Origin of the sequence: Maritalea mobilis (genome assembly GCF_019800885.1) — a bacterium.
In the GTDB taxonomy this organism is placed as follows: domain Bacteria; phylum Pseudomonadota; class Alphaproteobacteria; order Rhodobacterales; family Rhodobacteraceae; genus Roseibacterium; species Roseibacterium beibuensis.
This window is the reverse complement of record NZ_JAHVKE010000001.1, coordinates 636,363-661,601: the sequence shown is the minus strand read 5'-3', so window position 1 is coordinate 661,601 and position 25,239 is coordinate 636,363. Positions and strand designations below refer to the sequence as shown.

Annotated in this window: 26 protein-coding genes; 17 read left to right on the top strand and 9 right to left on the bottom strand. The window is 67.0% G+C overall.

Annotated features, from left to right (window positions below):
* Positions 1 to 126 precede the first annotated feature (126 nt).
* Both KUV65_RS03310 and bchE read left to right on the top strand, forming a co-directional pair.
* Positions 127 to 834, top strand: coding sequence for an SDR family NAD(P)-dependent oxidoreductase (locus tag KUV65_RS03310; RefSeq protein ID WP_222187500.1), 708 nt, complete (start codon positions 127 to 129; stop codon positions 832 to 834).
* A gap of 126 nt (positions 835 to 960) precedes the next feature.
* The gene (gene bchE / locus KUV65_RS03305; protein WP_222187498.1) at positions 961 to 2,808 is read left to right on the top strand and encodes a magnesium-protoporphyrin IX monomethyl ester anaerobic oxidative cyclase; all 1,848 of its coding nucleotides are present in this window, start codon (positions 961 to 963) and stop codon (positions 2,806 to 2,808) included.
* A 77-nt stretch (positions 2,809 to 2,885) separates the two neighbouring features.
* Here bchE and KUV65_RS03300 read toward each other — a convergent pair whose 3' ends face one another.
* Positions 2,886 to 3,452 (bottom strand): cob(I)yrinic acid a,c-diamide adenosyltransferase, encoded by a 567-nt coding sequence (locus KUV65_RS03300; protein WP_222187496.1) that lies wholly within the window; start codon positions 3,450 to 3,452, stop codon positions 2,886 to 2,888.
* Positions 3,453 to 3,672: 220 nt separating this feature from the next.
* Here KUV65_RS03300 and KUV65_RS03295 point away from each other — a divergent pair, with 220 nt between their 5' ends.
* On the top strand, positions 3,673 to 5,208 hold the full coding sequence (locus KUV65_RS03295; protein ID WP_222189582.1) for a cobyric acid synthase: 1,536 nt from the start codon (positions 3,673 to 3,675) through the stop codon (positions 5,206 to 5,208).
* The gene (locus KUV65_RS03290) at positions 5,205 to 6,659 is read left to right on the top strand and encodes a cobyric acid synthase (protein WP_222187494.1); all 1,455 of its coding nucleotides are present in this window, start codon (positions 5,205 to 5,207) and stop codon (positions 6,657 to 6,659) included. The genes KUV65_RS03295 and KUV65_RS03290 overlap by 4 nt, the downstream gene beginning before the upstream one ends.
* 25 nt (positions 6,660 to 6,684) lie before the next feature.
* On the opposite strand, the gene cobU is transcribed toward KUV65_RS03290, so the two are convergent.
* From cobU to KUV65_RS03275, 3 genes are all read right to left on the bottom strand, one after another.
* Positions 6,685 to 7,206: a bifunctional adenosylcobinamide kinase/adenosylcobinamide-phosphate guanylyltransferase gene (gene cobU / locus KUV65_RS03285; protein ID WP_261331579.1), complete on the bottom strand. Its 522-nt coding sequence runs from the start codon at positions 7,204 to 7,206 to the stop codon at positions 6,685 to 6,687.
* 220 nt (positions 7,207 to 7,426) lie between these two features.
* Positions 7,427 to 8,314 carry a DUF1289 domain-containing protein gene (locus KUV65_RS18175; protein ID WP_222187492.1) on the bottom strand — a complete coding sequence of 296 codons (888 nt, stop codon included), beginning with the start codon at positions 8,312 to 8,314 and terminating at the stop codon, positions 7,427 to 7,429.
* Positions 8,315 to 8,447: 133 nt separating this feature from the next.
* Complete coding sequence (locus KUV65_RS03275; protein WP_308124496.1) at positions 8,448 to 9,614, bottom strand: NnrS family protein; 1,167 nt, start codon at positions 9,612 to 9,614, stop codon at positions 8,448 to 8,450.
* A gap of 280 nt (positions 9,615 to 9,894) precedes the next feature.
* Here KUV65_RS03275 and KUV65_RS03270 point away from each other — a divergent pair, with 280 nt between their 5' ends.
* From KUV65_RS03270 to cobJ, 3 genes are read left to right on the top strand one after another with little or no spacing between them, the layout of a single operon-like run.
* Positions 9,895 to 10,524, top strand: coding sequence for a precorrin-8X methylmutase (locus tag KUV65_RS03270; protein WP_222189578.1), 630 nt, complete (start codon positions 9,895 to 9,897; stop codon positions 10,522 to 10,524).
* Positions 10,525 to 10,538: 14 nt separating this feature from the next.
* On the top strand, positions 10,539 to 11,261 hold the full coding sequence (locus KUV65_RS03265; protein WP_374107066.1) for a precorrin-2 C(20)-methyltransferase: 723 nt from the start codon (positions 10,539 to 10,541) through the stop codon (positions 11,259 to 11,261).
* Positions 11,258 to 12,010, top strand: coding sequence for a precorrin-3B C(17)-methyltransferase (gene cobJ, locus KUV65_RS03260; RefSeq protein ID WP_222187486.1), 753 nt, complete (start codon positions 11,258 to 11,260; stop codon positions 12,008 to 12,010). Before KUV65_RS03265 ends, cobJ begins: the two co-directional genes overlap by 4 nt.
* Here cobJ and KUV65_RS03255 read toward each other — a convergent pair.
* Positions 11,983 to 12,738: a cobalt-precorrin-6A reductase gene (locus tag KUV65_RS03255; protein ID WP_222187484.1), complete on the bottom strand. Its 756-nt coding sequence runs from the start codon at positions 12,736 to 12,738 to the stop codon at positions 11,983 to 11,985. The genes cobJ and KUV65_RS03255 overlap by 28 nt on opposite strands.
* Here KUV65_RS03255 and cbiE point away from each other — a divergent pair.
* From cbiE to KUV65_RS03225, 6 genes are all read left to right on the top strand, one after another.
* The gene (cbiE, locus tag KUV65_RS03250; RefSeq protein WP_222187475.1) at positions 12,737 to 13,936 is read left to right on the top strand and encodes a precorrin-6y C5,15-methyltransferase (decarboxylating) subunit CbiE; all 1,200 of its coding nucleotides are present in this window, start codon (positions 12,737 to 12,739) and stop codon (positions 13,934 to 13,936) included. The two genes, KUV65_RS03255 and cbiE, sit on opposite strands and share 2 nt — an antisense overlap.
* The gene (locus KUV65_RS03245) at positions 13,918 to 14,301 is read left to right on the top strand and encodes a cobalamin biosynthesis protein (protein WP_261331577.1); all 384 of its coding nucleotides are present in this window, start codon (positions 13,918 to 13,920) and stop codon (positions 14,299 to 14,301) included. The genes cbiE and KUV65_RS03245 overlap by 19 nt, the downstream gene beginning before the upstream one ends.
* Complete coding sequence (gene cobM / locus KUV65_RS03240) at positions 14,298 to 15,092, top strand: precorrin-4 C(11)-methyltransferase (RefSeq protein WP_222187473.1); 795 nt, start codon at positions 14,298 to 14,300, stop codon at positions 15,090 to 15,092. Before KUV65_RS03245 ends, cobM begins: the two co-directional genes overlap by 4 nt.
* A 102-nt stretch (positions 15,093 to 15,194) precedes the next feature.
* Positions 15,195 to 15,926 (top strand): uroporphyrinogen-III C-methyltransferase, encoded by a 732-nt coding sequence (cobA, locus tag KUV65_RS03235; RefSeq protein WP_222187471.1) that lies wholly within the window; start codon positions 15,195 to 15,197, stop codon positions 15,924 to 15,926.
* Complete coding sequence (cobF, locus tag KUV65_RS03230) at positions 15,919 to 16,659, top strand: precorrin-6A synthase (deacetylating) (protein ID WP_222189575.1); 741 nt, start codon at positions 15,919 to 15,921, stop codon at positions 16,657 to 16,659. Before cobA ends, cobF begins: the two co-directional genes overlap by 8 nt.
* A gap of 92 nt (positions 16,660 to 16,751) precedes the next feature.
* Positions 16,752 to 17,693 carry a 1-phosphofructokinase family hexose kinase gene (locus tag KUV65_RS03225; RefSeq protein WP_222187469.1) on the top strand — a complete coding sequence of 314 codons (942 nt, stop codon included), beginning with the start codon at positions 16,752 to 16,754 and terminating at the stop codon, positions 17,691 to 17,693.
* Positions 17,694 to 17,699: 6 nt separating this feature from the next.
* Here the strand turns inward: KUV65_RS03225 and msrA are convergent, their stop codons facing one another.
* The 3 genes from msrA to KUV65_RS03210 form a co-directional block, all read right to left on the bottom strand.
* Positions 17,700 to 18,215 carry a peptide-methionine (S)-S-oxide reductase MsrA gene (gene msrA / locus KUV65_RS03220; RefSeq protein WP_222187467.1) on the bottom strand — a complete coding sequence of 172 codons (516 nt, stop codon included), beginning with the start codon at positions 18,213 to 18,215 and terminating at the stop codon, positions 17,700 to 17,702.
* Positions 18,212 to 18,661, bottom strand: a complete 450-nt coding sequence (gene msrB, locus KUV65_RS03215) for a peptide-methionine (R)-S-oxide reductase MsrB (protein WP_222187465.1) — start codon at positions 18,659 to 18,661, stop codon at positions 18,212 to 18,214. Before msrB ends, msrA begins: the two co-directional genes overlap by 4 nt.
* Positions 18,662 to 18,856: 195 nt before the next feature.
* Positions 18,857 to 19,342: a YcbK family protein gene (locus KUV65_RS03210; RefSeq protein WP_222187463.1), complete on the bottom strand. Its 486-nt coding sequence runs from the start codon at positions 19,340 to 19,342 to the stop codon at positions 18,857 to 18,859.
* 507 nt (positions 19,343 to 19,849) lie between these two features.
* On the opposite strand from KUV65_RS03210, the gene KUV65_RS03205 reads away from it, so the two are divergent.
* The 4 genes from KUV65_RS03205 to KUV65_RS03190 are packed head-to-tail and all read left to right on the top strand — an operon-like array spanning position 19,850 to position 24,129.
* Complete coding sequence (locus KUV65_RS03205) at positions 19,850 to 21,472, top strand: L,D-transpeptidase family protein (RefSeq protein ID WP_222187461.1); 1,623 nt, start codon at positions 19,850 to 19,852, stop codon at positions 21,470 to 21,472.
* A gap of 38 nt (positions 21,473 to 21,510) precedes the next feature.
* Positions 21,511 to 22,608 (top strand): UDP-3-O-(3-hydroxymyristoyl)glucosamine N-acyltransferase, encoded by a 1,098-nt coding sequence (locus KUV65_RS03200; protein WP_222187459.1) that lies wholly within the window; start codon positions 21,511 to 21,513, stop codon positions 22,606 to 22,608.
* Positions 22,609 to 22,641: 33 nt separating this feature from the next.
* On the top strand, positions 22,642 to 22,911 hold the full coding sequence (locus tag KUV65_RS03195) for an acyl carrier protein (RefSeq protein WP_222187455.1): 270 nt from the start codon (positions 22,642 to 22,644) through the stop codon (positions 22,909 to 22,911).
* A gap of 6 nt (positions 22,912 to 22,917) precedes the next feature.
* Positions 22,918 to 24,129, top strand: a complete 1,212-nt coding sequence (locus KUV65_RS03190; RefSeq protein WP_222187454.1) for a beta-ketoacyl-[acyl-carrier-protein] synthase family protein — start codon at positions 22,918 to 22,920, stop codon at positions 24,127 to 24,129.
* A 57-nt stretch (positions 24,130 to 24,186) separates the two neighbouring features.
* On the opposite strand, the gene KUV65_RS03185 is transcribed toward KUV65_RS03190, so the two are convergent.
* On the bottom strand, positions 24,187 to 24,828 hold the full coding sequence (locus KUV65_RS03185) for an invasion associated locus B family protein (protein WP_222187453.1): 642 nt from the start codon (positions 24,826 to 24,828) through the stop codon (positions 24,187 to 24,189).
* Positions 24,829 to 25,239: the final 411 nt, after the last annotated feature.

Sequence of the window (25,239 nt, the reverse complement as noted above, 5' to 3'; positions counted from 1 at the left end):
GGCATCCGGCCCACTTGGTTTGGCCGGGCCAAGGGTGTCAAGGGCATCGCCGGGGCCAGAGGGGTTCCTTCCCGGTTGGATGCGGTGCAGAAAGGCGCGGTCACGCAAGCAAGAAGGAGATCGGGCATGGCGGATCGGATCGCAATCACGGGGGCGGCTGGCGGGATCGGGCGCGTCACGGCGAAAACCTTGCGCTCTGCCGGGTATGACCTGCTGTTGATTGACCGCCCCGGATCGGCGCTTGAGGATATGGCCAGCCCGCTCGACTCGCCCATCTTTCCGCTCGAGGCGGACGGGGTGGAGGCCGCCCGCGCCGCCCTCGCCGCCGTCGAGGGGCCGATCTACGGGCTGGTGCACCTTGCGGGCACATTCACCCCGGACCGCGAACTTGCCGACACGCCCGGCGTGTGGGAGCGGACGATGGCCGACAATCTCGCGAATGCCTATGACTTCGCCACCGCGATGGAGGACCGCCTGCCGCCCGGTCGCATGGGGCGGATGGTCTTCGCCTCCTCTGTCGCGTACCGGCGCGGGGCGAAGGACTATGTGGCCTATTCGGCGGCCAAGGCCGGGCTTGTCGGGATGACGCGCGCGCTGGCCCGCCGTCTGCGCCGCCGCGCGACCGTCAACGCCATCGCGCCGGGCGTCATCATGACGGATATGTCGGTGCCGCTGGTAACGGAGTCCAAGGATCGCCTGCTCGCCGATATCCCCCTCGGTCGGTTCGGCGCCCCGGAAGAGGTCGCCCCCGCGATTCGGTTCCTGCTGGGATGGGAAGCCGGCTACATCACCGGCCAAACCCTCAATATCGATGGCGGAATGGCGATGAATTGAGGCGACAGCGCGTTCGCGCTTGATTCATGTCAATTCCTCCGACGCATCGATCTGTCAAGTTTGCCTGACAACTATCTGCGTGAACATTGACCGGCGCCTCTGGACCGCGCCGTGGAGGAACCGCCGATGCGCATTGTCTTGATTCATCCGAACTATCACTCCGGCGGGGCCGAGATCGCGGGCAAGTGGTCGCCCGCTTGGGTCGCCTATCTCGCCGGCTTCCTGAAGTCGGGTGGATATACCGATATCCGGTTCATCGACGCGATGACCGATGACCTGACCGAAGATCAGCTCCGCGCCGAACTGGCCAAGGAAGACCACATCGACGTCATCGGCTGCACCGCCATGACGCCCTCGATCTACAAGGCCGAACGCGCGCTTGAGATCGCCAAGGAAATGCACCCCGAGGCCGTCTGCGTCCTGGGCGGCATCCACGGCACCTTCATGTACAACCAGGTGCTGAAGGAAGCCCCCTGGATCGACGCCGTGGTGCGCGGCGAGGGCGAAGCGGTCATGCTGAACCTTGTCGAATCCGTGCATGCCGGCCGCTGGCCCAACGATCGCGGCCAGATCAACGGCATCGCCTATCGCGAAGGCGAGAAGGTGATCGCGACCAAGCCCGAGCCGCCGATCAAGAATGTCGACTCGATCGTGGCCGACTGGTCGGTGCTGGACTGGCCTAAATACATCTACATCCCGCTGAACGTGCGCGTGGCCACGCCGACCATGTCGCGCGGCTGCCCGTTCACCTGTTCCTTCTGCTCGCAGTGGAAATTCTGGCGCGACTACCGCGTGCGCGATCCCAAGCTGGTGGTCGACGAGATCGAGCACCTGATGAAAGAGCACGAGGTGGGCTTCTTCATCCTCGCCGACGAGGAGCCGACCATCAACAAGAAGGCCTTCGTCGCCTTCTGCCAGGAATTGATCGACCGCGACCTGGGCATCCACTGGGGCATCAACACCCGCGTGTCCGACATCCTGCGCGATGAAGAGGATCTGCCCTTCTATCGCAAGGCCGGCCTGATCCACATCTCTCTGGGGACCGAGGCGGCGGCACAGCTCAACCTAGACCTGTTCAACAAGGAAACCTCGGTCGCCGAGAACAAGAAGGCGATCCGGCTTCTGCGGGAAAACGGTATCGTCACCGAGGCCCAGTTCATCATGGGCATCGACAGCGAGACGCCGGAAACCATCAACGAGACCTACGAGATGGTGATGGATTGGGGCGCCGACATGGCCAACTGGTCGATGTTCACGCCCTGGCCCTATTCCGACCTCTACCGCGAGATGGAGGACCAGGTCGAGGTCTTCGACTTCGAGAAGTACAACTTCGTGACGCCGATCATGAAGCCCAAGAACATGGATCGGGGCGAGTTGCTGGACGCGGTGATGAACAACTATCGCCGGTTCTACATGCGCCGGTCGCTGTTCCACTACCCGTGGCAGAAGGACCCGCTGAAGCGCCGCTACCTGATGGGCTGTCTCAAGGCCTTCATCAAGAGTGCGCTGGAACGCAAGTTCTACGACCTCGGGAAGTTCGGCTATTGGGGACCGCAGACCATCAAGAAGCTCAAGTGGAACTTCGACAGCACCAAGAAGCTGGATGAAAAGGTCGATTTCGGCGACGTGAACGCCTGGAAGGCGCGCACCAAGCGGAAGGAAGAAGAAGCCGAGGCGCGCATGAAGGCCGCCGAGGAAGGTCTGGGCCTGAGCAATGGCGCGGCCAAGGCCACGGCAAATGGCGCGGTCAAGCGGCCCCTGTCCGAGGATGAGCGCGCCGAGGTGGTGGCCGATCTGCGGGCCCGCGAGAAAGCCTTGGCCGCGGCGGCCTGCGGCGGCGGCGGGGATCAGCAGATGTCCGAAGCGGAAATGGACGCGGCACTGTCGCGGGTCCATGCCGCCACGACGAACCCGAGCCAGGTGGCCGGCAACCCGCAAATGGACGAAGAAGAACAGGAAGCGGCGCTGCGCTGAGACGCGGCACGCCTGACCCGTTGAAAAAAAGGGGGGCGCCCGGCAAGTGTCGGGCGCCCTGCCTTTTCAGAAGTCTCTTACGACGCCCAGACGTCGTCCTTGGTGCCATGCTCGTTCAGCGCGCGACTGACCACGAACAGGAAATCCGCAAGGCGGTTGAGGTATGTCTGAACCTCCGGGTTCACCGCCTCCACCTGCGAGAGTGCGACGACACGGCGCTCGGCCCGGCGCACGACGGTCCGCGCGAGATGCGCGTAGGCCCCGGCGGCATTCACCCCGGTCGGCAGAACGAAACTCGTCAGCGGCGGCTGGCTCGCGTTCAGAGATTCAAGCAACCCCTCGATCCGCTCGGTGGGCGCGGATTTGAACCGCTGCGCGTCGTTGGCCTCTCCCGCCATGTGAAGGTCGGTTCCGATATTCAGCAGATCGGTCTGGATTTCGCGCAGCCACCCGTCGAGGTCGCTGTCATCGCGTGCGGCGGTGCGCAGAACGCCGATCACGGCATTGGCCTCGTCGACCGTGCCGTAGGCTTCGATCCGCGGCGCGGATTTCAGCACGCGGCCCGTGCCGATATCCGTTTCGCCGGAGTCGCCCGTGCGGGTGACCACGAGGGTTGGAGCGGTCGATGGGGTCTCGGTGGTCATCTCGGTTTTTCCTTTTCGAGGTCAAAGCGCGGCAATGTGTTGTGAAACAGATAGAACCACAGGCCGGCGTTGGAAACCCCGGCGCTCCGCATCGCCGCGCGGGCCGACCACCCGTGCCGCCGCTTGACAAGCTCTACGCCACAGGCACATCACCCTGTGCCCAACCGTTCCGCGAGGTGCCATGACTTACGACCTGCCGCCCGACGACGCACCGCCGCCGATGCCCGACATCAACGTGCCCATTCTCGACCCCGCGCCGCCGCGACGGGGTCGGGCGCTGATGATCCAGGGCACCAGTTCGGACGTGGGCAAGAGCATGCTGGTCGCGGGCCTCTGCCGGGCCTATGCGCGCCGGGGCCTGACGGTCGCCCCGTTCAAGGCACAGAACATGTCGAACAACGCCGCCGTCGCGGCCGACGGCGATCTGCCGCCCGGACCGGACGGCACCGTGCCGCGCGGCGAGATCGGGCGCGCGCAGGCGTTGCAGGCGCGCGCGGCGGGACGGCCCGCCTCCATCCACATGAACCCGATCCTGTTGAAGCCGCAGGCCATGGTGGGCTCGCAGGTGGTGCTGCGGGGCCGCGCCCTCGGCAACTGGCCCGCGCGGCATTACCATAATCTCAAGCCAATGCTGATGCCCGCCGTGGTCGACAGCTACAACCGCACCGCGGCCGAGGCTGATCTTGTCCTGGTCGAAGGCGCCGGGGCGGCCACGGAAACGCACCTGCGACGCTCCGACATCGCGAACATGCGCTTTGCCGAGGCCGTCGATCTGCCCGTCGTCCTGCTGACCGACAATGACCGGGGCGGGGCGCTCGCCGCGATGGTCGGGAGCTGGATGCTCCACACCGAGGAGGAGCGTGCGCGGATCGTGGGCTACCTCGTGAACAAGTTCCGGGGCTATTTCTCGCTTTACGAACCGGCCTGCCAAACCATCACCGAGATGACTGGCTGGCCCTTCCTTGGCGTGGCGCGCTGGTTCGAGGGGGCGGCGCTTTTGCCCGCCGAGGACGCGCTGGCGCTCGAACGGCCGTCACGTTCTGCCGGGGGTGCCCTGAAAATCGCGGTGCCGCAGATCGACCGGGTGGCGAATTTCGACGATCTCGACCCGCTTTCGTCCGAGCCAGGCGTGGACCTTGTCTGGGTGAAGCCCGGCCAGACGATCCCCGTGGATGCCGATGTCGTGCTTCTGCCGGGGTCCAAGACGACGCGCCCGGCGCTCGAGGCGTTGCGCAAACAGGGTTGGGATATCGACATCCTGTCCCACGTGCGGCGCGGCGGTCGGGTGGTCGGCATCTGCGCCGGGTTCCAGATGCTGGGCCGCGTGGTGCGCGATCCCGCCGGGATCGAAGGCGCGCCGGGTGAGACGCCGGGCCTCGGCCTGCTCGATGTCGAGACCACGATCACCGACGACAAGCGCCTGGTCGAAGTGGATGCCGTCGACACCGAAAGCGGGGCGCGCGTCACGGGCTACGAGATGCATATGGGCCGGACGGACGGGCCGGGCCTGTCGCGTCCGTGGCTGCGCCTTGATGGGCAGGACGAAGGTGCGGTGTCACCTGACGGCCGGGTCATGGGGGCCTACATCCACGGGATCTTCGGGACGGTCGAGTATCGCGGCCATTGGCTGGAGGCGATGGGTGGGCGAGCCTCGGGGCTCGATCACGAGGCGCAGATCGAAGCGACGCTTGATGCGCTGGCCGATCAACTCGAAGAAGACATGGATCTCGACGCGTTGCTGGCGCTCGCGCGATGACCGGTCGGCGGCTGATGGTGCTTGGCACCGGGTCGGACGTGGGCAAGAGCCTACTGGTCGCGGGCCTCTGTCGCGCCTATGCTCGCAAAGGGCTGAGCGTGGCCCCGTTCAAGGCGCAGAACATGTCGAACAATGCCGCCGTCACCTCGGACGGTGGAGAGATCGGGCGCGCCCAGGCCTTGCAGGCCCATGCCGCCGGGGTGCCGCTGACTGTGCATATGAACCCCGTCCTTCTGAAACCCGAGACGGATGTCGATGCGCAGGTGGTGGTGCAGGGCCGCGTCCTTGGCCGCTACTCCGCCAGCGCCTACCAGCGGTTGAAGCCCGAGTTGCGCGCGACCGTCCGCGACAGCCTCGACCGGCTGTCGGCGCAGCATGACCTCGTGCTGGTCGAGGGGGCGGGCTGCGCCGCCGAACGCTACCTGCGCCCGCAGGATATCTCGAACATGGGGCTGGCCGAAGCCGCCGATCTGCCCGCCGTTCTGCTGGGCGACGAGTCGCGCGGCGGGGTCACGGCAGCGGCCATCGGGCATCACCGCCTGTGGAGCGCCGAGGACCGCGCGCGCGTCTGTGGTGTGATCGTGAACAAGTTTCGCGGCGATCCGTCGATCTTTGCTCCGGCGGCGGCGGACATCCTGGCCGAGACCGGCTGGCCCGTCCTTGGCCTGCTGCGCTGGTCGCAAGCCGCCCGCGCGCTGCCCGAGGAGGACTCGCTTGGCTACGGGCGCAAGACGGGGGCAGGGGGCGGCCTTGTCATCGCCGTGCCCGAACTGTCGCGGATGGCGAATTTCGACGATCTGGACCCGCTGATCGCCGAGCCGGGTGTCGATCTGCGTTGGGTCAAGCCCGGGCAGGCGATCCCCGGCGATGCCGACGTGGTCCTGCTCTTGGGGTCCAAGACCACGCGCCCCGCGCTCGAGGCCTTCCGGGCCGAGGGGTGGGACATCGACCTGCGCGCGCATCTGCGGCGTGGTGGCCGGGTGGCGGGGCTTTGCGCCGGGTACCAGATGCTGGGCCAGGTGGTGCGCGACCCGGACGGGATCGAGGGCGCGCCGGGCGATACCACGGGCCTGGGCCTGCTGGAGATCGAGACCACGATCGCTGCCGAGAAACGGTTGGTTGAGGTCGAAGCGCAGGACAGCATCAGCGGCACGCGCGTCACCGGCTACGAGATGCATATGGGCCGGACCGAGGGGCCGGGCCTGACCAAGCCATGGCTCAGGCTGGAGGGCCGGGATGAAGGCGCTGTGTCGGGCGATGGCCTCGTGTCCGGGTGCTACCTGCACGGGTTGTTCGCGTCGGACCCCTTCCGACAGCATTGGCTGACGCGAATGGGCGGGCAGGCCTCGGGCGCGGGGCATCGCGCGCGGCTCGATCAGGCGCTGGACGATTTCGCGGACGAGATCGCCGCCGATCTGGACCTCGACGCCTTGCTGGCCCTTGCGCGCTAGCGCGGCAGGCCTTGGCAAGGCGACGTCACTCGGACGCGGGGCCTTTGATCTGCAAGGGCAACCCCGCGACGACGAACTGCACCTCATCCGCCACGACCGCCACGCGCTGGTTCAACCAGCCCTGCGCATCGCGGAACGCGCGGGCCAGCGCGTTTTCCGGCACGATGCCCATGCCCACCTCGTTGCTGACAAGGATCACCGGGCTGGTCTGGCGCGACAGGGTCTCGATCAGGGTCTTGGCTGCCGGTTCCCACTCCCGCCCGTCCAGCATCAGGTTCGACAGCCAGAGCGTCAGGCAATCGACAAGCCTCGGCCCGCGCCCGTCGGTCTGATCCAGCACCTCGGCAAGGTTCACCGGCTCCTCGATCGTGGTCCAGCCGTCGCCGCGATCGGCGATATGGCGATCGATCCGGTCGCGCATCTCGTCGTCATAGACGCGGGAAGTGGCGACATAGATGCGCTCGCCCGGAAACGACCGTGTGCGGGCCTCGGCATGGCTGCTTTTGCCCGAGCGCGCGCCGCCGGTGACAAGGATGATCTGGCTCAAATCGCTCTCTCCCCGCGGGGTGGACCCCTGCGTAATGTTCGTGTCGGGGATGCCATTCCTGCCGTCCGACGCCAAGCCATGTTTTTCTGAGATCCAAGGCTCTCCGGTCCGGCCTACTGTTCGGCCTCACACAACGCTCGGAGGGCGCTGCTTGTGACCTCACCAGAGGTACTGATCACGCGGTCGGGCAAGCCGACGACATGGCGAAGGGTCGGACGGGTCAGGACGGGTAGAACAGGGCAGACAGAACGTAGTCGTCGGGCAAGGACAGGTTTGGCGGCATGCTACGGCCCTGCGCGATCTGCGCAGGGAGAAGCCCCGTGTGCGGCCCTTCGGGCGGGGTGGTGCCGGGCGGCGACATGGGCGTGTCGACCTCGGCGCGCAGGCAAGGGGCCTCGACAACCCGCACAGGGCTGGCCGACAGCACCGCTGGCGCGATGCGCTCAAGGCAATCCGGCAAGGGCGTTCCGCACTGGGGCGCGATGGCGTCGGACAGCTCTGCCGAGCAGCGCAGGGTGAACCGGGCGACACGCCGCCCGAGGCCCAGATCGAAGCGCCGCCCGCCTGCGTCACGGGACAGAAGGCTCTCCGTGTCCGGCCCCAGGTCGGTCAGTTCCGCCGGGCCGCGCTGTCCGGCGCGCCCTTTCGGCACGGCCAGGGCAATCACCGGCGCGTCCTCGGGGCGCTGGATCTCGAACGCGGTCAGGTAAGTCGCGGCCTTCACGCGCAGGGCCGCGCGCGGCGTTTTCACCGTCAGGACAGAGGCGGCGCGATCCGTCTCGAACGGTTCGTCCGGGGCGCGCAGCACCTCGGCCACCGCGCCATGGACGCCGACCACGAAGCGGCCCTCGGCGGCAGCAAACCGGGCCTCCACCTCGTCCAGAAGGCGCTCGCCCTGCCAGTCGAGGCGTCGAACGGTCAGCCCCATTTCGGCCGCACGCCCGGGCAATTCGGCCCAAACGCTTTCGCGATAGGCGTCACTGGCGCGGCCCCATTCCGCGATTTCGTCCAGCGTGCGGGCGCAGCCGATGCAACGCCCGACCGCCGCGTCGAAGACACATACCCCGAGACAGGGGGTGGTTGGTGGGCGCCGGACCTCGGGCGTCATTGCGCAGCCCCGTCGCGGGCGCGGATCTGCGTCGTGGCGATGTGGCGGCTGCGGTCGGTCATTCCCGGCTCCTTCGGCATGGCTGGTCGTGTCGGGCGGAACATAGCGCGGCCCTTGCTTCGCGCAATCACCCTCAGAGGCGCGATCCGCTGAAGACGGGCCGCGGCAACGGGCTGGTCAGATGCGGGGCCATGGCCAGTGCAAAGCCCAGCCAGCCGAGGCACCAGAGCGCCGCGGACAGGTCAAGCAGACCAGCCATGCGGGCCGGAACGGCGCAAAGGATCAGCAGATAGGCCATGCCAACGCCTGCGCGCGCCTTCAGCCCCTCTGCGGTGCGGTGGGCGAAGACCCGCGCGCCCAGCCCCATGAAATGCCCCCCCATCGCCCCGAGGACGAGGGCATGCTGCGCCTCGGCGGGCGCAAGGCCGATGCCAAGCAGCGAGAGGCCCCAGAGGACAAGGCCCACCGGCACCCAGACGCAGGCAATCGTCAGGATCGCGAGGAGCACGTCCCGGCCTGCCGGGGCCAAGGGCCACGTGGCGATGTAGAGCAGCATCAAAAGCCCCGCGGCAATGAGGGCGAAGGAGGCAACGTCAATCGCGCCATAGGAAAGCGAGGCCGCTGCCGCCACGACCGCGACAAGGGTAAGGCGGCGCGGCAGGGCGGGAACGGCGCGCACCGTGCGTCCCTCCCATTTCGCGGCGTAGTCGAGAAAGGCCGGCACCATGCGCCCGCCGATATGGATCAGCATGGCGGCAAAGCCGAGGACGGCGATGGCGGGAAAGGCGGGATGAAACGCGCCGGTCGCCATGAACAGGGTCCAGGTGCCGGAAATCGCGCCGCCAATCATGGCAACAGTGATGAAGATGGGCTGCCAGCCCTTGCCGGCCCGCCTGGCCTCGATGACAAGAAGGGCCGCAACGCTCCAGAAGAACGCGACCGAACACAGCGCGGCGACCCATGCGGGCAGGGCCGGGACCAATAGCGCGACGCGCGCGCCGACCCAGAGCAGGGCGAGCAGGGCCACGGGCAGGCCCTGGATCGGGGCGCGGGCGGTCCAGCTGCTGATGGCGCTGCACAGGTAGCCCGCAAGCGCCGCGCCGCCGAACCCGAAAGTCATCTCGTGAATGTGCCACGAAAGTGGATCGGGCAGGCGGGCGATGACCGACGGCGCCCATTGCCAAAGCGCCACCGCGCCCGCCGCCCAGAGCGCGGCGAGCAGGAACATTGGCCGGGCCGCCGCCGCAAGAAACCCGCGCTGCGGCCAGGTTCTGTCGAATGCTCTCGGTTCGCTGCCCACCTTGGTTCCTCTGGAGTTCCGATATCTCACAAGCGCCCGATGCGGGGCGCCCTGGTCGCTGTCATGACGCAGGACATAGGAGAATGCGACAGGACTCCACAATGGGCGTTGCGTTTTCTGCGCTAGCGCCGCGCGTTCTGCGCATGGCTGTCCATTTTACCTGACAGAGTTGGGCCCGGATGGGCGCTTTGATCTTGTCACGACCGGCGTGCCATGGGATGACCCCATGCGCCGTGGCATCGCCCCGCGGCGCGTGACAGACCTCATCGGCGGCGGACCCATGCCCTACAGCTACGAAACAGACGGCGCGGCGATCTATGCCGAAAGCTTCGCGACCATCCGTGCCGAGGCCGATCTGGCGCGCTTCGACAGTGACGAAGAGCAGGTCGCCGTCCGGATGATCCACGCCGCCGGGATGGTGGGGCTGGAAAAGCACGCCCGGTTTTCGCCGGGCATGGTCGCAGCGGCCCGAGATGCGCTGGAGGCAGGCGCACCGATCCTGTGCGATGCGCGCATGGTCAGCGAGGGCGTCACGCGCAAACGCCTGCCAGCCGCGAACGAGGTGATCTGCACCCTGCACGACCCGCAGGTGCCAGATCTGGCCGCGCGCCTTGGCACCACCCGCTCTGCGGCGGCGCTGGAGCTGTGGCGGCCGCATCTGGCGGGCAGCGTCGTGGCCATCGGCAACGCCCCCACGGCGCTGTTCCACCTGCTCGAAATGCTGGAGGACCCCGAGTGCCCGCGCCCCGCCGCGATCATCGGCTGCCCGGTGGGGTTCGTCGGGGCGGCGGAGTCGAAGGATGCCCTTTGGGCCGCTCAGCCCGCGCCCTGTCTGATCATCGAGGGGCGTCTCGGGGGCAGCGCGATCACCGTCGCCGCCATCAACGCCATCGCGAGCCGCGCGGAATGAGCGTGGGACGGAAAATCGGAACGATCCATGGCGTCGGGCTTGGACCCGGCGATCCGGAGTTGATGAGCGTCCGCGCCGACCGCCTTGTGCGCGGGGCCGCCCATGTGGCGTTCTTCCGCAAGGCGGGACGGGCGGGGCGCGCCCGCGCCATCGTCGAGGGGATGCTGCGCGCCGATGCCTGCGAATTCGCGATGGAATACCCGGTCACGACGGAAATCCCCCTGGACGATCCGGCCTATGCCGCCTGCCTGTCCGAGTTCTACGAACAGGTCTCTGCCAAGCTGCGCGACATCGCACTGGCGGGCGAGGATGTGGTGGTTCTGTGCGAAGGCGATCCGTTTTTCTACGGCTCGTTCATGCACCTCTACACGCGGCTGAAGGATGACGTTCCGGTCACGGTCGTGCCCGCGATCACCGGCATGTCCGCGGCCTGGACGGCGACGGGCATTCCCGTGACCTGGGGCGACGACGTGCTGACGGTGCTGCTCGGCACCATGCCCGAGGCAGAGCTTGCGCGGCGCATGGCCGATTCCGACGCCATCGTGGTCATGAAGGTCGGGCGCAACCTGCCCAAGGTGCGCGCCGCGCTGGAAACCGCCGGGAAGCTAGACCGCGCCTGGCTGGTGGAATGCGCCAGCATGGATCACGAAACCGCGGTTCCGCTGATCGAGGCGGGCAACCGCGCGGCGCCCTATTTCTCCATCGTCATTGTCCATGGCCAGGGGCGGCGGCCATGAGCGGCTGGGTCGTCATCGCGGGTCTGGGGCCGGGCGACGAAGACCTGGTGACCCCGGAGGTGAGGCAAGCCCTGTCCGAGGCGACGGATGTCGTGGGCTACATTCCCTACGTGCGGCGTGTGCCGGCCCGCCCCGGCCTGACGCGTCACGAGACCGACAATCGCGAGGAGTTGGACCGGGCGCGCCACGCGCTGCAGATGGCCGAGGACGGCCGGCGCGTCGTCGTCGTCAGTTCGGGCGATCCGGGTGTTTTCGCAATGGCCTCCGCCGTGTTCGAGGCGGTCGAGACCGGGCCAGACCGCTGGCGCGCCCTCGACATCCGGGTCTTGCCCGGCATCACCGCGATGCTGGCCGCGTCGGCGCGGATCGGGGCGCCGATGGGCCATGATTTCTGCGCCATCAACCTCAGCGACAACCTCAAACCGCAGGCGCTGATCGAAAAGCGCCTTCGGCTCGCCGTCGAGGCGGATTTCGCCATCGCGCTTTACAATCCGCGCTCCAAGGCCCGGCCCGAGGGCATGGGCCGCGCGCTCGACCTGTTGCGAGAGGTTTGCGAGCCGTCGCGCGTTCTGGTTTTCGCCCGGGCCGTCTCCACCCCGGAGGAACATCTGCGCGTCGTCCGCCTGAAAGACGCCGCGCCGGAGATGGCGGACATGCGCACCGTGGTCCTGATCGGCTCCTCCGCGACGCGGATCATCGATCGCGACGGCACGCCCTTCGTCTATACCCCGAGGTCGGTGCCGGAATGAGCCAGCCAGCCCAAGACCTCGGCCACGTCATGGGCCTCGCGCCGCTCCGGCTGGGGCGGCCGGTCGATCATCAGGACGGGCAGGTCCAGCGCACGGGCTGCGGCGATCTTGGCATAGGCGCCCGTTCCCCCCGCGTTTTTCGACACGACAAGGTCAACGCCGTAGCGTTCCATCAGGGCGCGATCCGCTGCCTCGTCGAACGGGCCGCGATCGACGATAACCTCGGCCTCGGGAAAGGGCAGGGGGTGGCTGGGCGGATCGACCAGCCGCAGCAGGTAGCGATGCTGCGGGTTGGGCGCGAACTCGGCCAGGTGCATCCGTCCCACGGCCAGCATGACGGTCATCCGGGGCCGGTCGAGCGCCGCCACCGCGCCCGCGATATCAGGTACGCGCTGCCAGCGGTCGCCGGGCACGGGCTGCCATTCGGGCCGTGTCAGCGCCAGAAGCGGAACATCGGCCATCGCGCAGGCCTCTACGGCATTGCGGCTCATCTGCACCGCGAACGGGTGGGTCGCGTCGATGACATGGGTGATCCCCGCCTCGGCAAGGTAACGCGCCAGTCCCTCGGCCTCGCCGAACCCGCCGACGCGCTGCGGCAGGGGCTGGCGCAAGGGGCGCTCCACCCGGCCCGCGAAGGAGACCGTGCCGACCATGCCACGCTCCGCCACGGCGCGGGCGAGCGCGGTGGCCTCGCTCGTGCCGGCAAGGATCAGGAGGGTCTGCGTCATGGCTGAGGCTCCGTGGCTTACCATCGTGGGTCTGGGCGAAGATGGCCCGGACGGGTTGCCGCCCGCAAGCCGTCGCGCGCTGGATGCGGCAGAGGTGGTCATGGGCGCAAGGCGGCATCTTGCACTGCTGGGCGATCTGGCCGCCGAGACGATCGAGTGGCCGGTGCCCTTTGCCGATGGCCTGCCCATCCTGATGCGCTTGCGAGGGCGGCGCGTGGTCGTTTTGGCCTCGGGTGATCCGTTCTGGTTCGGCGCAGGCGCCGTCATCGCGCGCAAGCTGGATCGCGACGAGTGGCGCGCCGTGCCGGGGGCTTCGAGTTTTTCGCTGGCCGCCGCGCGCCTCGGCTGGCCGTTGGAGCGCACGTTTTGCCTTGGCCTGCATGCTGCGCCCCTGTCCCGGTTGAAGCCGCATCTCGCGCCGGGTGTGCGCGCGATTGTCCTGCTGCGGGATGGCGAGAGCGTAATGGACCTTGCCCGCTACCTGGCGGAAGAAGGGTTCGGGGCAAGCGGCCTGACGGTCATGGAGGCCTTGGGCGGCCCGCGCGAACGCCTGACCGAGGCCACGGCCGAGACCTTGACGGATGCCGGGTTCGTCCACCCGGTTGCCGTTGCGGTCGAGGTGGCCGGCGAGGGCGCACCGCTGCCCTGCGCCTCCGGACTCGCGGACGATGTCTTCGACAGCGATGGCCAGATCACCAAGCGCCCGGTCCGCGCGCTGGCCCTGTCCGCGCTGGCCCCGCGTCCGTTCGAAACGCTTTGGGATATCGGCGGCGGGTCGGGCTCCATCGCCATTGAATGGCTGCTGTCGCATCCGACGACCGAGGCCATCAGCATCGAGGCACGCTCCGACCGTGCCGCGCGCATCCGCAACAATGCCGACCGATTGGGCGTGGACCGTCTGCAGATCGTCGAAGGGGAGGCCCCGATGGCGCTGGACGGCCTTCCCTTGCCGCATGCGGTGTTCATCGGGGGCGGTTTGTCCAACGATCTCCTCACCGTCCTGACCACCCGGCTAGCGCCGGGCACGCGCCTTGTGGCCCATGCGGTCACGCTGGAGTCCGAGGCGCTGCTGACGGAGTGGTCAGGCCGTTTGGGCGGAACGCTCCTGCGCATCGCGCTGTCCGAGGCCGCGCCCCTTGGGTCGAAGCGCGGCTGGAAATCCGCCTATCCGGTGGTGCAATGGCAGGTCGTGCTGTGATTGTCGCGGGGTTCGGATTTCGGGCGTCTGCCACTCGCGACAGTCTCGCGGATGCGCTGAGCCGGGCGGGTGGCTCAACGCGTGTGTCTGTCCTCGCAACCGCCGAGGACAAGGCGCAAATGGCGGCCTTCACCAGTTTCGCGGCGGGGCTTGGCCTGCCGGTTCATGCGGTTGACGCGGCCACCCTCTCGCGGCAGGAGACGCGCACGCAATCCAAGCCGTCGCGCGCGGCGCGCGGAACCGGCAGCGTGGCCGAAGCGGCGGCGCTGGCTGCAGCTGGGCCGGGCGCGCGCCTGCTGGCCCCGCGCGTGGTGTCGCAGGATGGCCTTGCGACCTGCGCTCTGGCGAAAAGGGACGAGACATGACCGTGCATTTCATCGGCGCCGGGCCGGGCGCTGCCGATCTTCTGACACTCCGGGGTCGTGACCTGATCGCGCAATGCCCGGTCTGCCTCTATGCCGGGTCGCTGGTGCCCGAGGCCGTGCTGTCCCATTGCCCCGAGGGGGCGCGGATCGTGAACACGGCGGCGATGGACCTCGACGCGATCATGGCCGAGATCGCGGCCGCCCATGACGCGGGGCAGGATATCGCGCGGCTGCATTCCGGCGACCTGTCGGTCTGGTCCGCGATGGGGGAACAGTTGCGCCGCCTAGACGCGATGCAGATCCCCTATACCGTCACGCCCGGCGTGCCGTCCTTCTCGGCCGCCGCAGCCGCCCTTGGCGCGGAACTGACGCTGCCGGGGATCGCGCAATCGGTGGTTCTGACCCGCACGCAAGGCCGCGCCTCCTCGATGCCCGAGGGTGAAACGCTGGCCGCTTTCGGCGCCACGGGTGCGACGCTGGCCATCCATCTGTCGATCCAGAACCTGGGCCGCGTGGTGGCCGAGTTGACCCCGCATTACGGCGCGGAGTGTCCCATCGCCGTCATCTGGCGCGCAAGCTGGCCGGACGAGCGGATCGTGCGCGGGACGCTCTCGACCATCGAAGACGCGATGCCCGACGGGATCGAGCGCACCGCACTGATCCTCGTAGGGCGGGCGATCGGGGCAACGGGATTTGCCGAAAGCCGTCTCTACGCGCCGGATTACGACCGCCGCTACCGTCCGCAATCGGCCGACAGCCCATGGGCAGGATGGAGCGATGGCGATGACTGACAGTCGCTTTCGTCCAGGCCGGGTGGATTTGGCCCCCGGTATGTTGCGCTCCGGCACCATGGCCACGGCGCTCAGACGTCACCTGACCGCAGGAGGGACCGCATGACCGGGTTCGTCAGTTTCGTTGGATCCGGTCCGGGCGATCCGGAGCTTCTGACGCTGAAGGCACTGGACCGGCTGAAGCGCGCGGACGCGATCCTGTATGACGACCTGTCGGCCGGTCCGATCCTGTCGCATGCAAGGCCGGATGCGGAGCTTGTGCCTGTCGGCAAGCGGGCCGGGCGGCCATCGCCCAAGCAGGAGCATGTCAGCCAGTTGCTGGTGGATCATGCGCTTGCCGGGGGGCGGGTCGTGCGCCTGAAATCCGGTGACAGCGCCCTGTTCGGGCGGCTGGAAGAAGAGCTGATCGCGCTGCGCGCCGCGGACATCCCCTTCGAGATCGTGCCCGGCGTGGCCTCTCCCTTCGCGGCCGCCGCCGCCGCCGCGATCCCGTTGACCCGGCGGATGAGCGCGCGGCGGGTGCAGTTCATCACCGGGCACGATGTCTCCGGCGGCTTGCCCAAGGATCTGAACCTCGCGGCGCTGGCCGACCCCATGGCCTGCACCGTGGTCTTCATGGGTAAACGCACCTTTCCGTTGCTGGCCGACATGCTGATGGCGCATGGCATGTCCCCCGACACGCCCGCCATGCTGGCCGAGGCCGTGGGCACGCCCGACGCCGCCTATAGCCGCAGCACGCTGGCGGCCCTGGCAAAGCAACTTGCCTCCGGCCGCAGCGACAAGCCCGCGCTGATCTTCTACGGTGCGCTGGCCGAGAGCTATGACCGTGATTGACCTCTGGCTGATCGGGATCGGCACCGGCAACCCGGCGCACGTGACGCTGGAGGGGCGGGCCGCGTTGCGGGATGCGGGCTTGGTGCTGGTGCCGCGCAAGGGGCCGGGCAAGGCCGATCTCGCGGATCTCCGGCACCGGATCCTGTCCCAGAGCGGCAGTACCGCACCGGTGGCCGAGTTCGACATGCCGGTGCGCGACGAAAGCCTGCCCTATGCCGACCGCGTCGCGCGCTGGCACGAAGAGATCGCGCGCATCTGGGCCGACACCATCGCCGCCAACCGGCCGGAGGGCCCGGTCGCGCTGCTGGTATGGGGCGATCCGGGGCTGTACGACTCGACCCTGCGGATCGCGGACCGGCTGACGCCCCGTCCCACTCTCCGCGTCGTGCCGGGGATCACCGCCTTGCAAGCGCTGACAGCGGCGCATGCGATCCCGTTCAACACGGTCAACGGGGCGGTGACGGTCACCACCGGGCGGCGGCTGCGTGACCATGGCTGGCCCGCAGGGGCCGAGACGGTCGTGGTGATGCTGGACGGGGAATGCAGTTTCCAGCACCTGCCGCCCGAGGGGCTGCATATCTGGTGGGGCGGGTTCCTTGGCATGGCCGAACAGGTGCTCGACTCCGGGCCACTGGCCGAGGCCGCCCCGCGCATCATCGCCACACGGGCCGAGGCGCGCGCGCGGCATGGCTGGATCATGGATACCTATTTGCTGCGCAAGACTCTCGGCTGATCCGGCGACCCTGCTGTCGATCGTTGCAATCGCTTTGAAGCCAGAAAAGAAAGGCGGTTTTGCGCGGGCGGATTTCCCCCTAGAAGGGCTGCATGACTATCCTGACCGTCACGCTCAACCCCGCGCTGGATCTTGAAACCGAAACCCCGCGTCTCGTGCCGGGGCGCAAGTTGCGTTGCGCCGCGCCGCGTCGTGATCCGGGGGGCGGCGGGATCAACGTGGCGCGCGGGATCGCGATCCTTGGTGGGCAAGCGGATGCGGCAATCGCCGTGGCTGGCCCGATCGGCCAGGGGCTGGTCCTGCGATTGGAGACGCAGGGGATCCGGGTGCACCATCTGCCCGCCCCGGGCGAAACCCGGCAGAACCTGTCGGTGATCGAAACCGAAACAGGGCAGCAATTCCGCTTTATCTTCCCCGGTCCCGAGTGGTCGGCAAGCGACGTGGATCGGCTGATGGTCGCCCTGCCGGGCCTGGCCCTTGCGGGCGATTACGTGGTGCTGTCGGGATCGTTGCCGCCGGGGGTCGATGCGGGCGTGCTGGTCGAACTGGCGCGCGTCTTGACCGCGCGTGGCGTGCGCGTGATCGCGGACACGTCCGGTCCGGCGCTGACCGCCTTGGCCTCGGCACGGTTGAACCTCGCCATGCTGCGCATGGACAGCGCCGAGGCCGAGGAGTTGCTGTCGCGGGACCTGCCGGATCCTCTGGACAGCGCGAAGATGGCCGAAGGCCTCGTGCAGGACGGCGCGGCGGAGATCGTCATTCTCGCACGCGGGGCCGAAGGCTCGGTCCTGGTCTCGAAAGAAGGGCGCTGGTTCGCCCCGGCCGCCGATGTGCCCGTCGCCTCGTTGACCGGGGCAGGGGACAGTTTCGTGGCGGGGGCCGTGCTGGCGCTGTCGCGGGGGCGGCCCTTGCCGGAGGTGTTGCAATGCGGTGTCGCGGCAGCAAGTTCTGCCGTGACCACCGAGGCGACAGAGCTTTGCGACCGCGCGGTTTACGAACGGCTTCTGCCGCTCTGCGCCGCGCGGCCTGTGTGACGCGGCCTATTCCGCCGCGTCGCGCTTGGGCAGAACCCAGTCGGGCCGGGGGAAGTGGCAGGTATAGCCGTTCGGGACCCGCTCCAGGTAATCCTGGTGGTAATCCTCGGCCTCCCAGAAATCGCCTACCGGTTCGACCTCGGTCACGACCTTGCCGGGCCAGAGGCCGGACGCGTTGACATCGGCAATCGTGTCGAGGGCGCATTGGCGCTGATCCTCGTCGACGTAATAGATCGCCGAGCGATAGCTCATGCCCACATCGTTGCCTTGCCGGTTCCTGGTGGTCGGGTCATGGATCTGGAAGAAGAACTCCAGGAGACGGCGGTAGCTGGTCTTGGCGGGATCGAACCAGATCTCGATGGCTTCGGCGTGGGTGCCGTGGTTGCCGTAGGTGGCGTTGGGCACATCGCCGCCGGTATAGCCCACGCGGGTCTTTTCAACGCCGGGCATGCGCCGGATCAGATCCTGCATACCCCAGAAACAGCCGCCCGCCAGAACGGCGCGTTCAAGTTGGGTGCTCATGCGATGTCCTCCACCTGGTCGAGATAGTCGCCATATCCTTCCGCCTCCATGTCGTCGCGATGGACGAAGCGCAAGGAGGCCGAGTTGATGCAGTACCGCAGCCCGCCCCGATCCCGCGGCCCGTCGGGAAAGACATGGCCCAGGTGGCTGTCGCCATGGGTTGAACGGACCTCGGTGCGGATCATGCCGTGGCTGAGGTCGCGCAACTCGGTGACATGGGCCGGTTCGATGGGCTTGGTGAAGCTGGGCCAGCCGCAGCCGGACTCGTACTTGTCCGACGACGCGAAGAGCGGCTCGCCCGAGACAATGTCGACGTAGATGCCGGGTTCCTTGTTGTCGAGATACTTGCCCGTTCCAGGGCGTTCGGTGCCGTTTTGCTGGGTGACGCGGTATTCCTCCGGGTCCAGCGCGGCAATGGCGTCGGGGTCTTTCGTGTAGCGTGACATGCGCGTGTCGTCCTTTCCTCCGTTCCCCCGAAATATGGGGGACGGCGGGTGATTGTCCAAGCGCGCGGCGATCACGTCTCGGCGCACTGGTATGAAAAAAGCCCCGGCAGGGTGCCGAGGCTCGAAAGGAACGTCTTGGGTCTTGATGGGCGGGCCTGACGGGTGCCTCAGCCGACTAGTGCCCGTCCGCCAGGTTCAGGAGCCCCAGCTGCGCACCGGACCGCAATCCATGTGCACGAAGTTGGAGCCCGAATACCGCCCGACGCCACCGGCGTTGCAGGCACGACCGGCCTGGTAGATCTGCCCGACCGAGCGCGATTGCAGCTGGATGTCGGCGGCCTGGCCCTGGATGTGGAGCGAGTTGCGCGCGACACCAGAGGACCGGCGGCGCAGCATCGCGTTGGTTTCCGGGCTGCGATAGCCCGACAGGAGCGTGTAAGGCTCGGACGTGTCCATCAGGTTGTGCGCTGCTGCCAGGATGTCGATGGTGCGCGCGTCGATGGTGTGCACCTGATCGTTGCGCCAGTCGCGCATGAAGTAGTTGATCTCTTCCAGGGCCGGGGCGACGTATTCGCCCTCGATCCAGTAGATCATGTTCAGGCTTTCGCCCGCACGGCCGTTATACATGCGCAGTCGACGGATATCACCCGCCCCGCGCAAGAACCCCGTCGCGTTTGCCATCACAGGTGCCGCGGCAACAGTGCTCGCGGCGAAGGCGCGCAGAATCGCGCGTCGCGAAAAAGTCATGTCCGTCATGAGTTCGTTTGCCCCTTGTTTGCCCGTTCCATCAGCACTGGCCGCTGTTGTCGCGACCTTGTCACTTGTCAGTGCCTTCCCCGCAGGCTGTGTGGGATGAATGACACAATCGAAATCTTTCTTAAAGTACCGAACGGCGCCTCCTGTTGATCATTCCGAATTTAGGCGGGATTTCGCCCATTTGGCAGGGAATCGCCGGCTGTTTGACGCGGATCGCCCGCTCACGACCTGTCGATCTTGTCGCTGTCCGGCAGGGTCGCGCGTGCGGCGGTCTGGTCAAGGTCTGGCGGGAAACCCCCATTGTGTCCTTCGGTCTACAGGACAAAACTTGCTAAATTGTGAATCGACTCGCGAAGAAAATGATTCTGTAGTGTGTTGGGGAACCATGCAGAATTGACGGCGCGCATTCTTACAGGACTGAGGTTTGACACTATGGCAATGACATTCGCGACACGACCGCTCTTCGCCTTGGCGTTAGCGGCCCTGCCGTTGGCCGCGCCTGTTGCAGGCGGGCTGGCCGTCACGTTCGGGGCCACACCTGCCCAGGCGCAGGCCTTTTCGGCGCAGCGTCAGGCCATCGCCGAGGCGTCCTCGGAGATCGAGGGGCTGGCAGCCTTTTACCGGGAACGCGATTTTCAGCCGGTCTGGACCAGCTCCGAGGCCATAGATCGCCGCAACGCCCTGATCGCGGCCTTGCAAGAGGCCGGCAATCACGGCCTGCCCACGGATCGCTATGACATCGACGCCCTGATCGAGACCTTCCGCGCGGCCGACAATCCTTATGCGCGCGGGCAGGCCGACGTGATGGCGTCGCGCATGTTCCTGCAATACGCCAGCGACGTGCATTCCGGGTTCCTCGAACCCGGCGACATCATCTCGGACATCTTTCAGGAACTGCCGCGTCCCGACCCGAACGAGCTGATGACCGAACTGGTCGAGTCGAACCCCTATTCGTTCATCGCCCACCTGGCGCCGCAGGATCCGGGCTATACCCGCCTGATGCGCGTGAAGCTGCGCCTTGAGCAACTGGCGCGGGAAGGTGGCTATGGGCCGACCGTGCAGGCCGGTTCACTGCGTCCGGGCGATACGGGCGCAGCCGTGATCGCGCTGCGCGACCGCCTGATGGCCATGGGCTATCTCGACCGCTCGGTCACAGCGACCTACGACGCGCTGTTGCAAAGCGCGGTGGTCGAATTCCAGATGGATAACGGCATCACCCCCGATGGTGTGGCCGGGGGCGACACGATCCGCGCGGTCAACCGCTCGGTCGAGGATCACTGGAACGAGGTTGTTCTGGGGATGGAACGCCATCGCTGGCTGAACACCGGCGGCGACGTGCCCGAGCGCATGATCTTCGTGAACCTGACCGATTTCCACGTCCGCGTGATCGACGATGGCGAGACGACCTTCATCACGCGCTCGGTCGTGGGGGCCCGTGACCGCCAGACGCCCGAGTTCTCGGACGAGATGGAGCATATGGTCATCAACCCCAGCTGGTACGTGCCGCGCTCGATCGCGATGCGCAGCTACATCCCGAACATCCTGGCGGGCGGGTCGACCTACATGCAGGTTCTGTCGAATGGTCGGGTCATCAACCCCGCCGCCGTGGACATGAGCCGCTACTCGGTGTCGAGCTTCCCGTTCGACCTGCGCCAGCCGCCGGGGCCGCGCAACGCGCTTGGCCGGGTGAAGTTCATGTTCCCGAACCGTCACGCGATCTACCTGCATGACACGCCCGAGCAATACCTGATGGAGCGCGAAGTGCGCACCTTCTCGTCGGGCTGTATCCGCCTCGATGATCCGTTCGAGTTCGCCTATCACCTTTTGGCGCGCCAGACGGACGATCCCGAGGGCCTGTTCAACCGCATCCTGAACACGGGCCAGGAAACGCAGGTCGATCTGGAGGAGCATATCCCCGTCCACCTGGTCTACTGGACGTCCTGGGTGGATGATGACGGCACGCTCAACTTCCGTGACGACGTCTATGGGCGCAACGCGCGGCTGAGCCAGGCGATCCGGAGCCTGGGGGTGGTCATGCCCGACGCGGCAAGCTAAGGCTGTCCCCGCAATTCGAGGCGCGGGGAGCGGCCGGCATGGCCCATAGGATCAAGGACATCGCGGCGGCGCTCGGGGCGGAGGCCTTGGGCGCCGCTGACATTTCCATCACCGGCGTGGCGGAACCGGCCAAGGCCGGCCCAGGCGACCTGGCCCTGGCGATGAGCGAGAGATACGCCGCGGGCTTGGCGGAAGGGGCGGCGCGGGCCGCTGTGATCGGACCGGGCATGGATTGGCAGGCGCTCGGACTTGAGGCCGCCATCGTCGCGCCGCGCCCGCGCTACGCGATGGCGCATCTGACCTCGGCCCTCGACCCCGGACCGCAGATCGCGCCGGGCATTCATTCGACCGCTGTGGTTGATCCCTCGGCCAGCATTGACCTCGGCGCGGCGATCGGACCTTTCGTGGTGATCGGCGCAGGCGTGGTGATCGGGCGCAACGCGCGCATCGCTTCCCATGTCAGCATCGCAGAGGGCACTGTGATCGGCGATGATGTGCTGCTCCATGCCGGGGTGCGGATCGCGGCGCGGGTGCATATCGGCCATCGGGTGATCGTGCAGCCGGGCGCGGTTCTGGGCGGCGACGGGTTTTCCTTCGTCACGCCCGAGAAAAGCCGGGTCGAGGCGACGCGCGAAAGCCTCGGTAAGGCCAGTGCCGAGGAGATCGAGGCGCAGAGCTGGACCCGTATTCATTCGCTCGGCGGCCTTTGGATCGGCGACGATGTCGAGATCGGCGCGAATGCCGCCATCGACCGGGGCACGGTGGCCGACACGGTGATCGGGGATGGCACCAAGGTCGATAATCTTGTCCATATCGGCCATAACTGCCGCATCGGGCGCGATTGTCTGCTGTGCGGGCAAGTGGGGTTTGCCGGGTCTGCAACGCTGGGGGATCGCGTGGTCCTGGGCGGGCAATGCGGCGTGTCCGACAATATCGAGATCGGATCGGACGTGGTCGCGGCAGGCGCCACCAAGATCTATTCCAACGTGCCCGCGGGCCGGATGCTGATGGGTAGCCCGGCGGTCAAGATGGACACCCATGTCGAGATGTACAAAGCCCTGCGCCGATTGCCGCGCCTGGCCAAGACCGTCGCAGAGTTGCAGAAAGCCGTTTTCAAGTCCGGCGGGACGCCGTAAACGACGCGCGAGGGTGGCATCGAGGAAGGGCCAATGACCGAAAACGTGCGCGACAAGGTGGTCGAAATCATCGCGGAACAGGCGGTTCTGGAGGTGGAGGACGTCAAGATGGACGCCTCGCTGGAAGATCTGGGAATCGACAGCCTCGGGCTGGTCGAGTCGATCTTCGCTATCGAGGAGGCGTTCGACATCCAGGTGCCGTTCAACGCCAACGAGCCCGAGCAGAGCGATTTCGATATTTCCTCGGTCGCCGCCATCGTCGGTGCGGTCGAAGGGTTGGTCGCCGAGCAGAAGGGCGGCTGAGCCATCATGCGCCGCGTCGTCATTACCGGGCAGGGCACGATCAACGCACTTGGGCATGACGTGCCCTCGACGCTGGAGGCGATGCGCGAAGGTCGCTGCGGGATCGGCCCGCTGGAGTTGCGCGATGTCGAGCGCCTGTCGGTCAAGATCGGCGGGCAGGTCAAGGGATACGACCCCGAGGCCTTGTTCAACCGTCAGCAGATCGCCCTATATGACCGTTTCACGCAATTCACGCTGATCGCCGCGCACCAGGCCTTGGACTCCTCGGGCCTGACCTTCACAGGTGATCTTGCAACACGGTCTGGCGTGGTGTTCGGAACCGCCGGGGGTGGCGTGAACACCTGGGACGAGAATTACCGTTCGGTCTACGAGGAAGGAAAGAACCGCGTTCATCCCTTTGTCGTTCCCAAGCTGATGAACAATGCCGCCGCCAGCCATGTCTCGATGGAGTGGAACCTCAAGGGGCCGAGTTTCTCGGTGGCGACGGCCTGTGCCTCGTCCAACCACGCGATGGGGCTGGCGTTTCAATGCCTGCGCTCGGGGGCTTGCGACGTGATGGTGACGGGCGGCTCCGAGGCGATGCTGAGTTTCGGCGGCGTGAAGGCCTGGGAAGGGTTGCGCGTCATGTCCAAGGATGCCTGCCGCCCGTTCAGCGCCAACCGCAACGGCATGGTGCAGGGCGAAGGCGCGGCGGTTTTCATCTTCGAGGAATACGAGCACGCGAAGAAACGCGGCGCCGAGATCCTGGCCGAGGTGGTCGGCTTCAACATGACCTCGGATGCGGCCGATATCGTCATGCCCTCGAAACAGGGGGCGGCGCGGGCCATTGCCGGGGCCTTGGCCGACGGAAAGCTGAACCCCGAAGAAGTCGGTTACATCAACGCGCATGGCACCGGCACGGCGGCCAATGACAAGGTCGAATGCGCCGCTGTTGCCGATGCGTTCGGCCACCATGCCGACGAGTTGATGATTTCCTCGACCAAGTCGATGCACGGCCACCTGATCGGCGGCACCGGCGCGGTGGAGCTTCTGGCCTGTATCATGGCCCTGAAGGACGGGGTGATCGCGCCCACCATTGGCTACGAGGAACCCGACCCGGAATGCGCCCTCGACGTGGTGCCGAACGAGGCACGCGAGGCAGAGGTGTCCGCCGTGCTGTCAAACGCCTTTGCTTTCGGCGGTCTGAACGCGGTTTTGGCGCTGCGCAAGGCGCCTTGAGCAAAGAAAAGGCCCGCCGAACCGGCGGGCCACTTCCTCGAATTCCAGGGACCGGCGTTACTGGTCGCTTTCGCCTTCACCGGCCGCTTCTGCCTGCCGCTCCCGGATGAAGGACAACAGGATTTCGTGGCTGGCTTGCATGTCGTCATAGGCGGCCGTGAAGCCGCGGAGCGATGCGGTCAGCTCGACCGGGGCCCCGCCGATATCACCCGAACCGTCCCGCACCAGTGCGAACAGCTGGATCGTCGCATCGCCACCGGCCTGGAACATGTCGACCGTTTCCTGGTCCATCTGGACACGCGCCATACAGCCGGACGCATCACACATGGCAAAGGGAACCGCGCCCGGCTCACCGTCATCCACCCGCAGACGCAGCCCGGGGGGCAGGAAGGTTTCGATGGGCGTCATGAACATGGCGCTGGCAACATGGCCCTCTGTCGGGTTCAACGGGGCGTTGACCCGGAACACGGCCACCGCATTGCCGTCGGGATCGCGCAGCAACTGGAACATTTCGCAACGTTCCGGGATGGCATCCTCGCCAGAGCGGATGCAGCGGACATCCCAATCGCTGTGCTCGGCCGCGATATAGGCTTCTCCGGGTTCGACTTCGGATCGCTCTTGCGCGATCGCGGCGGGGCTGGTGACCGCAAGCAGCCCGGCTGCGGCGATCAAGCGGGAAATGGTGCGGATCTGGATCATGCGATGTCCCTTCCTGTTGGCGTTTGCCCGTTGCCGTCCGGCAACTTCGCCTGTTCGCTAACACGAAGTTCGCCAACTGTCAGGGCGTTTTTGATCGGCCGGGCAGAGTGACGCCATCGTGATTGTGAAGCGAGTTTGGGCGCGATCCAGATGGGGCTGAATGGGCCCGTCGACGGGCCCCAATAGCGAAAGGGTCCGACGAACGGACCCTTTGCATTTTTTCTCTCCCTGTCGGACTGGCCGACTTTCTGGGCAGGACGCTATGCCAGAGTTTCCCAGCCGTCAACAGGGCAATGCGGGCTTTTGTTGCAAAGGTTTGCAAGCCCTTTTCTAAACGCTTTGGGATTCGTCGGATTCACCGGGCGCGAGGCCGAGAAAACCGCGCCCGAAGGCGCGGCCAGTGGACAGGGA

What these genes read in the sequence shown, in the direction of transcription:
- KUV65_RS03205 (WP_222187461.1), top strand. Translation starts at nt 19,850, where the DNA reads ATGGCAATGACATTCGCGACACGACCGCTCTTCGCCTTGGCGTTAGCG.
- msrB (WP_222187465.1), bottom strand. Translation starts at nt 18,661, where the DNA reads ATGTCACGCTACACGAAAGACCCCGACGCCATTGCCGCGCTGGACCCG.
- cobM (WP_222187473.1), top strand. Translation starts at nt 14,298, where the DNA reads ATGACCGTGCATTTCATCGGCGCCGGGCCGGGCGCTGCCGATCTTCTG.
- KUV65_RS03270 (WP_222189578.1), top strand. Translation starts at nt 9,895, where the DNA reads ATGCCCTACAGCTACGAAACAGACGGCGCGGCGATCTATGCCGAAAGC.
- KUV65_RS03225 (WP_222187469.1), top strand. Translation starts at nt 16,752, where the DNA reads ATGACTATCCTGACCGTCACGCTCAACCCCGCGCTGGATCTTGAAACC.
- KUV65_RS03210 (WP_222187463.1), bottom strand. Translation starts at nt 19,342, where the DNA reads ATGGCAAACGCGACGGGGTTCTTGCGCGGGGCGGGTGATATCCGTCGA.
- KUV65_RS03310 (WP_222187500.1), top strand. Translation starts at nt 127, where the DNA reads ATGGCGGATCGGATCGCAATCACGGGGGCGGCTGGCGGGATCGGGCGC.
- KUV65_RS03190 (WP_222187454.1), top strand. Translation starts at nt 22,918, where the DNA reads ATGCGCCGCGTCGTCATTACCGGGCAGGGCACGATCAACGCACTTGGG.
- KUV65_RS03185 (WP_222187453.1), bottom strand. Translation starts at nt 24,828, where the DNA reads ATGATCCAGATCCGCACCATTTCCCGCTTGATCGCCGCAGCCGGGCTG.
- KUV65_RS03195 (WP_222187455.1), top strand. Translation starts at nt 22,642, where the DNA reads ATGACCGAAAACGTGCGCGACAAGGTGGTCGAAATCATCGCGGAACAG.
- cobJ (WP_222187486.1), top strand. Translation starts at nt 11,258, where the DNA reads ATGAGCGGCTGGGTCGTCATCGCGGGTCTGGGGCCGGGCGACGAAGAC.
- KUV65_RS18175 (WP_222187492.1), bottom strand. Translation starts at nt 8,314, where the DNA reads ATGACGCCCGAGGTCCGGCGCCCACCAACCACCCCCTGTCTCGGGGTA.
- bchE (WP_222187498.1), top strand. Translation starts at nt 961, where the DNA reads ATGCGCATTGTCTTGATTCATCCGAACTATCACTCCGGCGGGGCCGAG.
- KUV65_RS03200 (WP_222187459.1), top strand. Translation starts at nt 21,511, where the DNA reads ATGGCCCATAGGATCAAGGACATCGCGGCGGCGCTCGGGGCGGAGGCC.
- KUV65_RS03290 (WP_222187494.1), top strand. Translation starts at nt 5,205, where the DNA reads ATGACCGGTCGGCGGCTGATGGTGCTTGGCACCGGGTCGGACGTGGGC.
- KUV65_RS03255 (WP_222187484.1), bottom strand. Translation starts at nt 12,738, where the DNA reads ATGACGCAGACCCTCCTGATCCTTGCCGGCACGAGCGAGGCCACCGCG.
- KUV65_RS03295 (WP_222189582.1), top strand. Translation starts at nt 3,673, where the DNA reads ATGCCCGACATCAACGTGCCCATTCTCGACCCCGCGCCGCCGCGACGG.
- cobA (WP_222187471.1), top strand. Translation starts at nt 15,195, where the DNA reads ATGACCGGGTTCGTCAGTTTCGTTGGATCCGGTCCGGGCGATCCGGAG.
- msrA (WP_222187467.1), bottom strand. Translation starts at nt 18,215, where the DNA reads ATGAGCACCCAACTTGAACGCGCCGTTCTGGCGGGCGGCTGTTTCTGG.
- KUV65_RS03245 (WP_261331577.1), top strand. Translation starts at nt 13,918, where the DNA reads ATGGCAGGTCGTGCTGTGATTGTCGCGGGGTTCGGATTTCGGGCGTCT.
- cbiE (WP_222187475.1), top strand. Translation starts at nt 12,737, where the DNA reads ATGGCTGAGGCTCCGTGGCTTACCATCGTGGGTCTGGGCGAAGATGGC.
- KUV65_RS03300 (WP_222187496.1), bottom strand. Translation starts at nt 3,452, where the DNA reads ATGACCACCGAGACCCCATCGACCGCTCCAACCCTCGTGGTCACCCGC.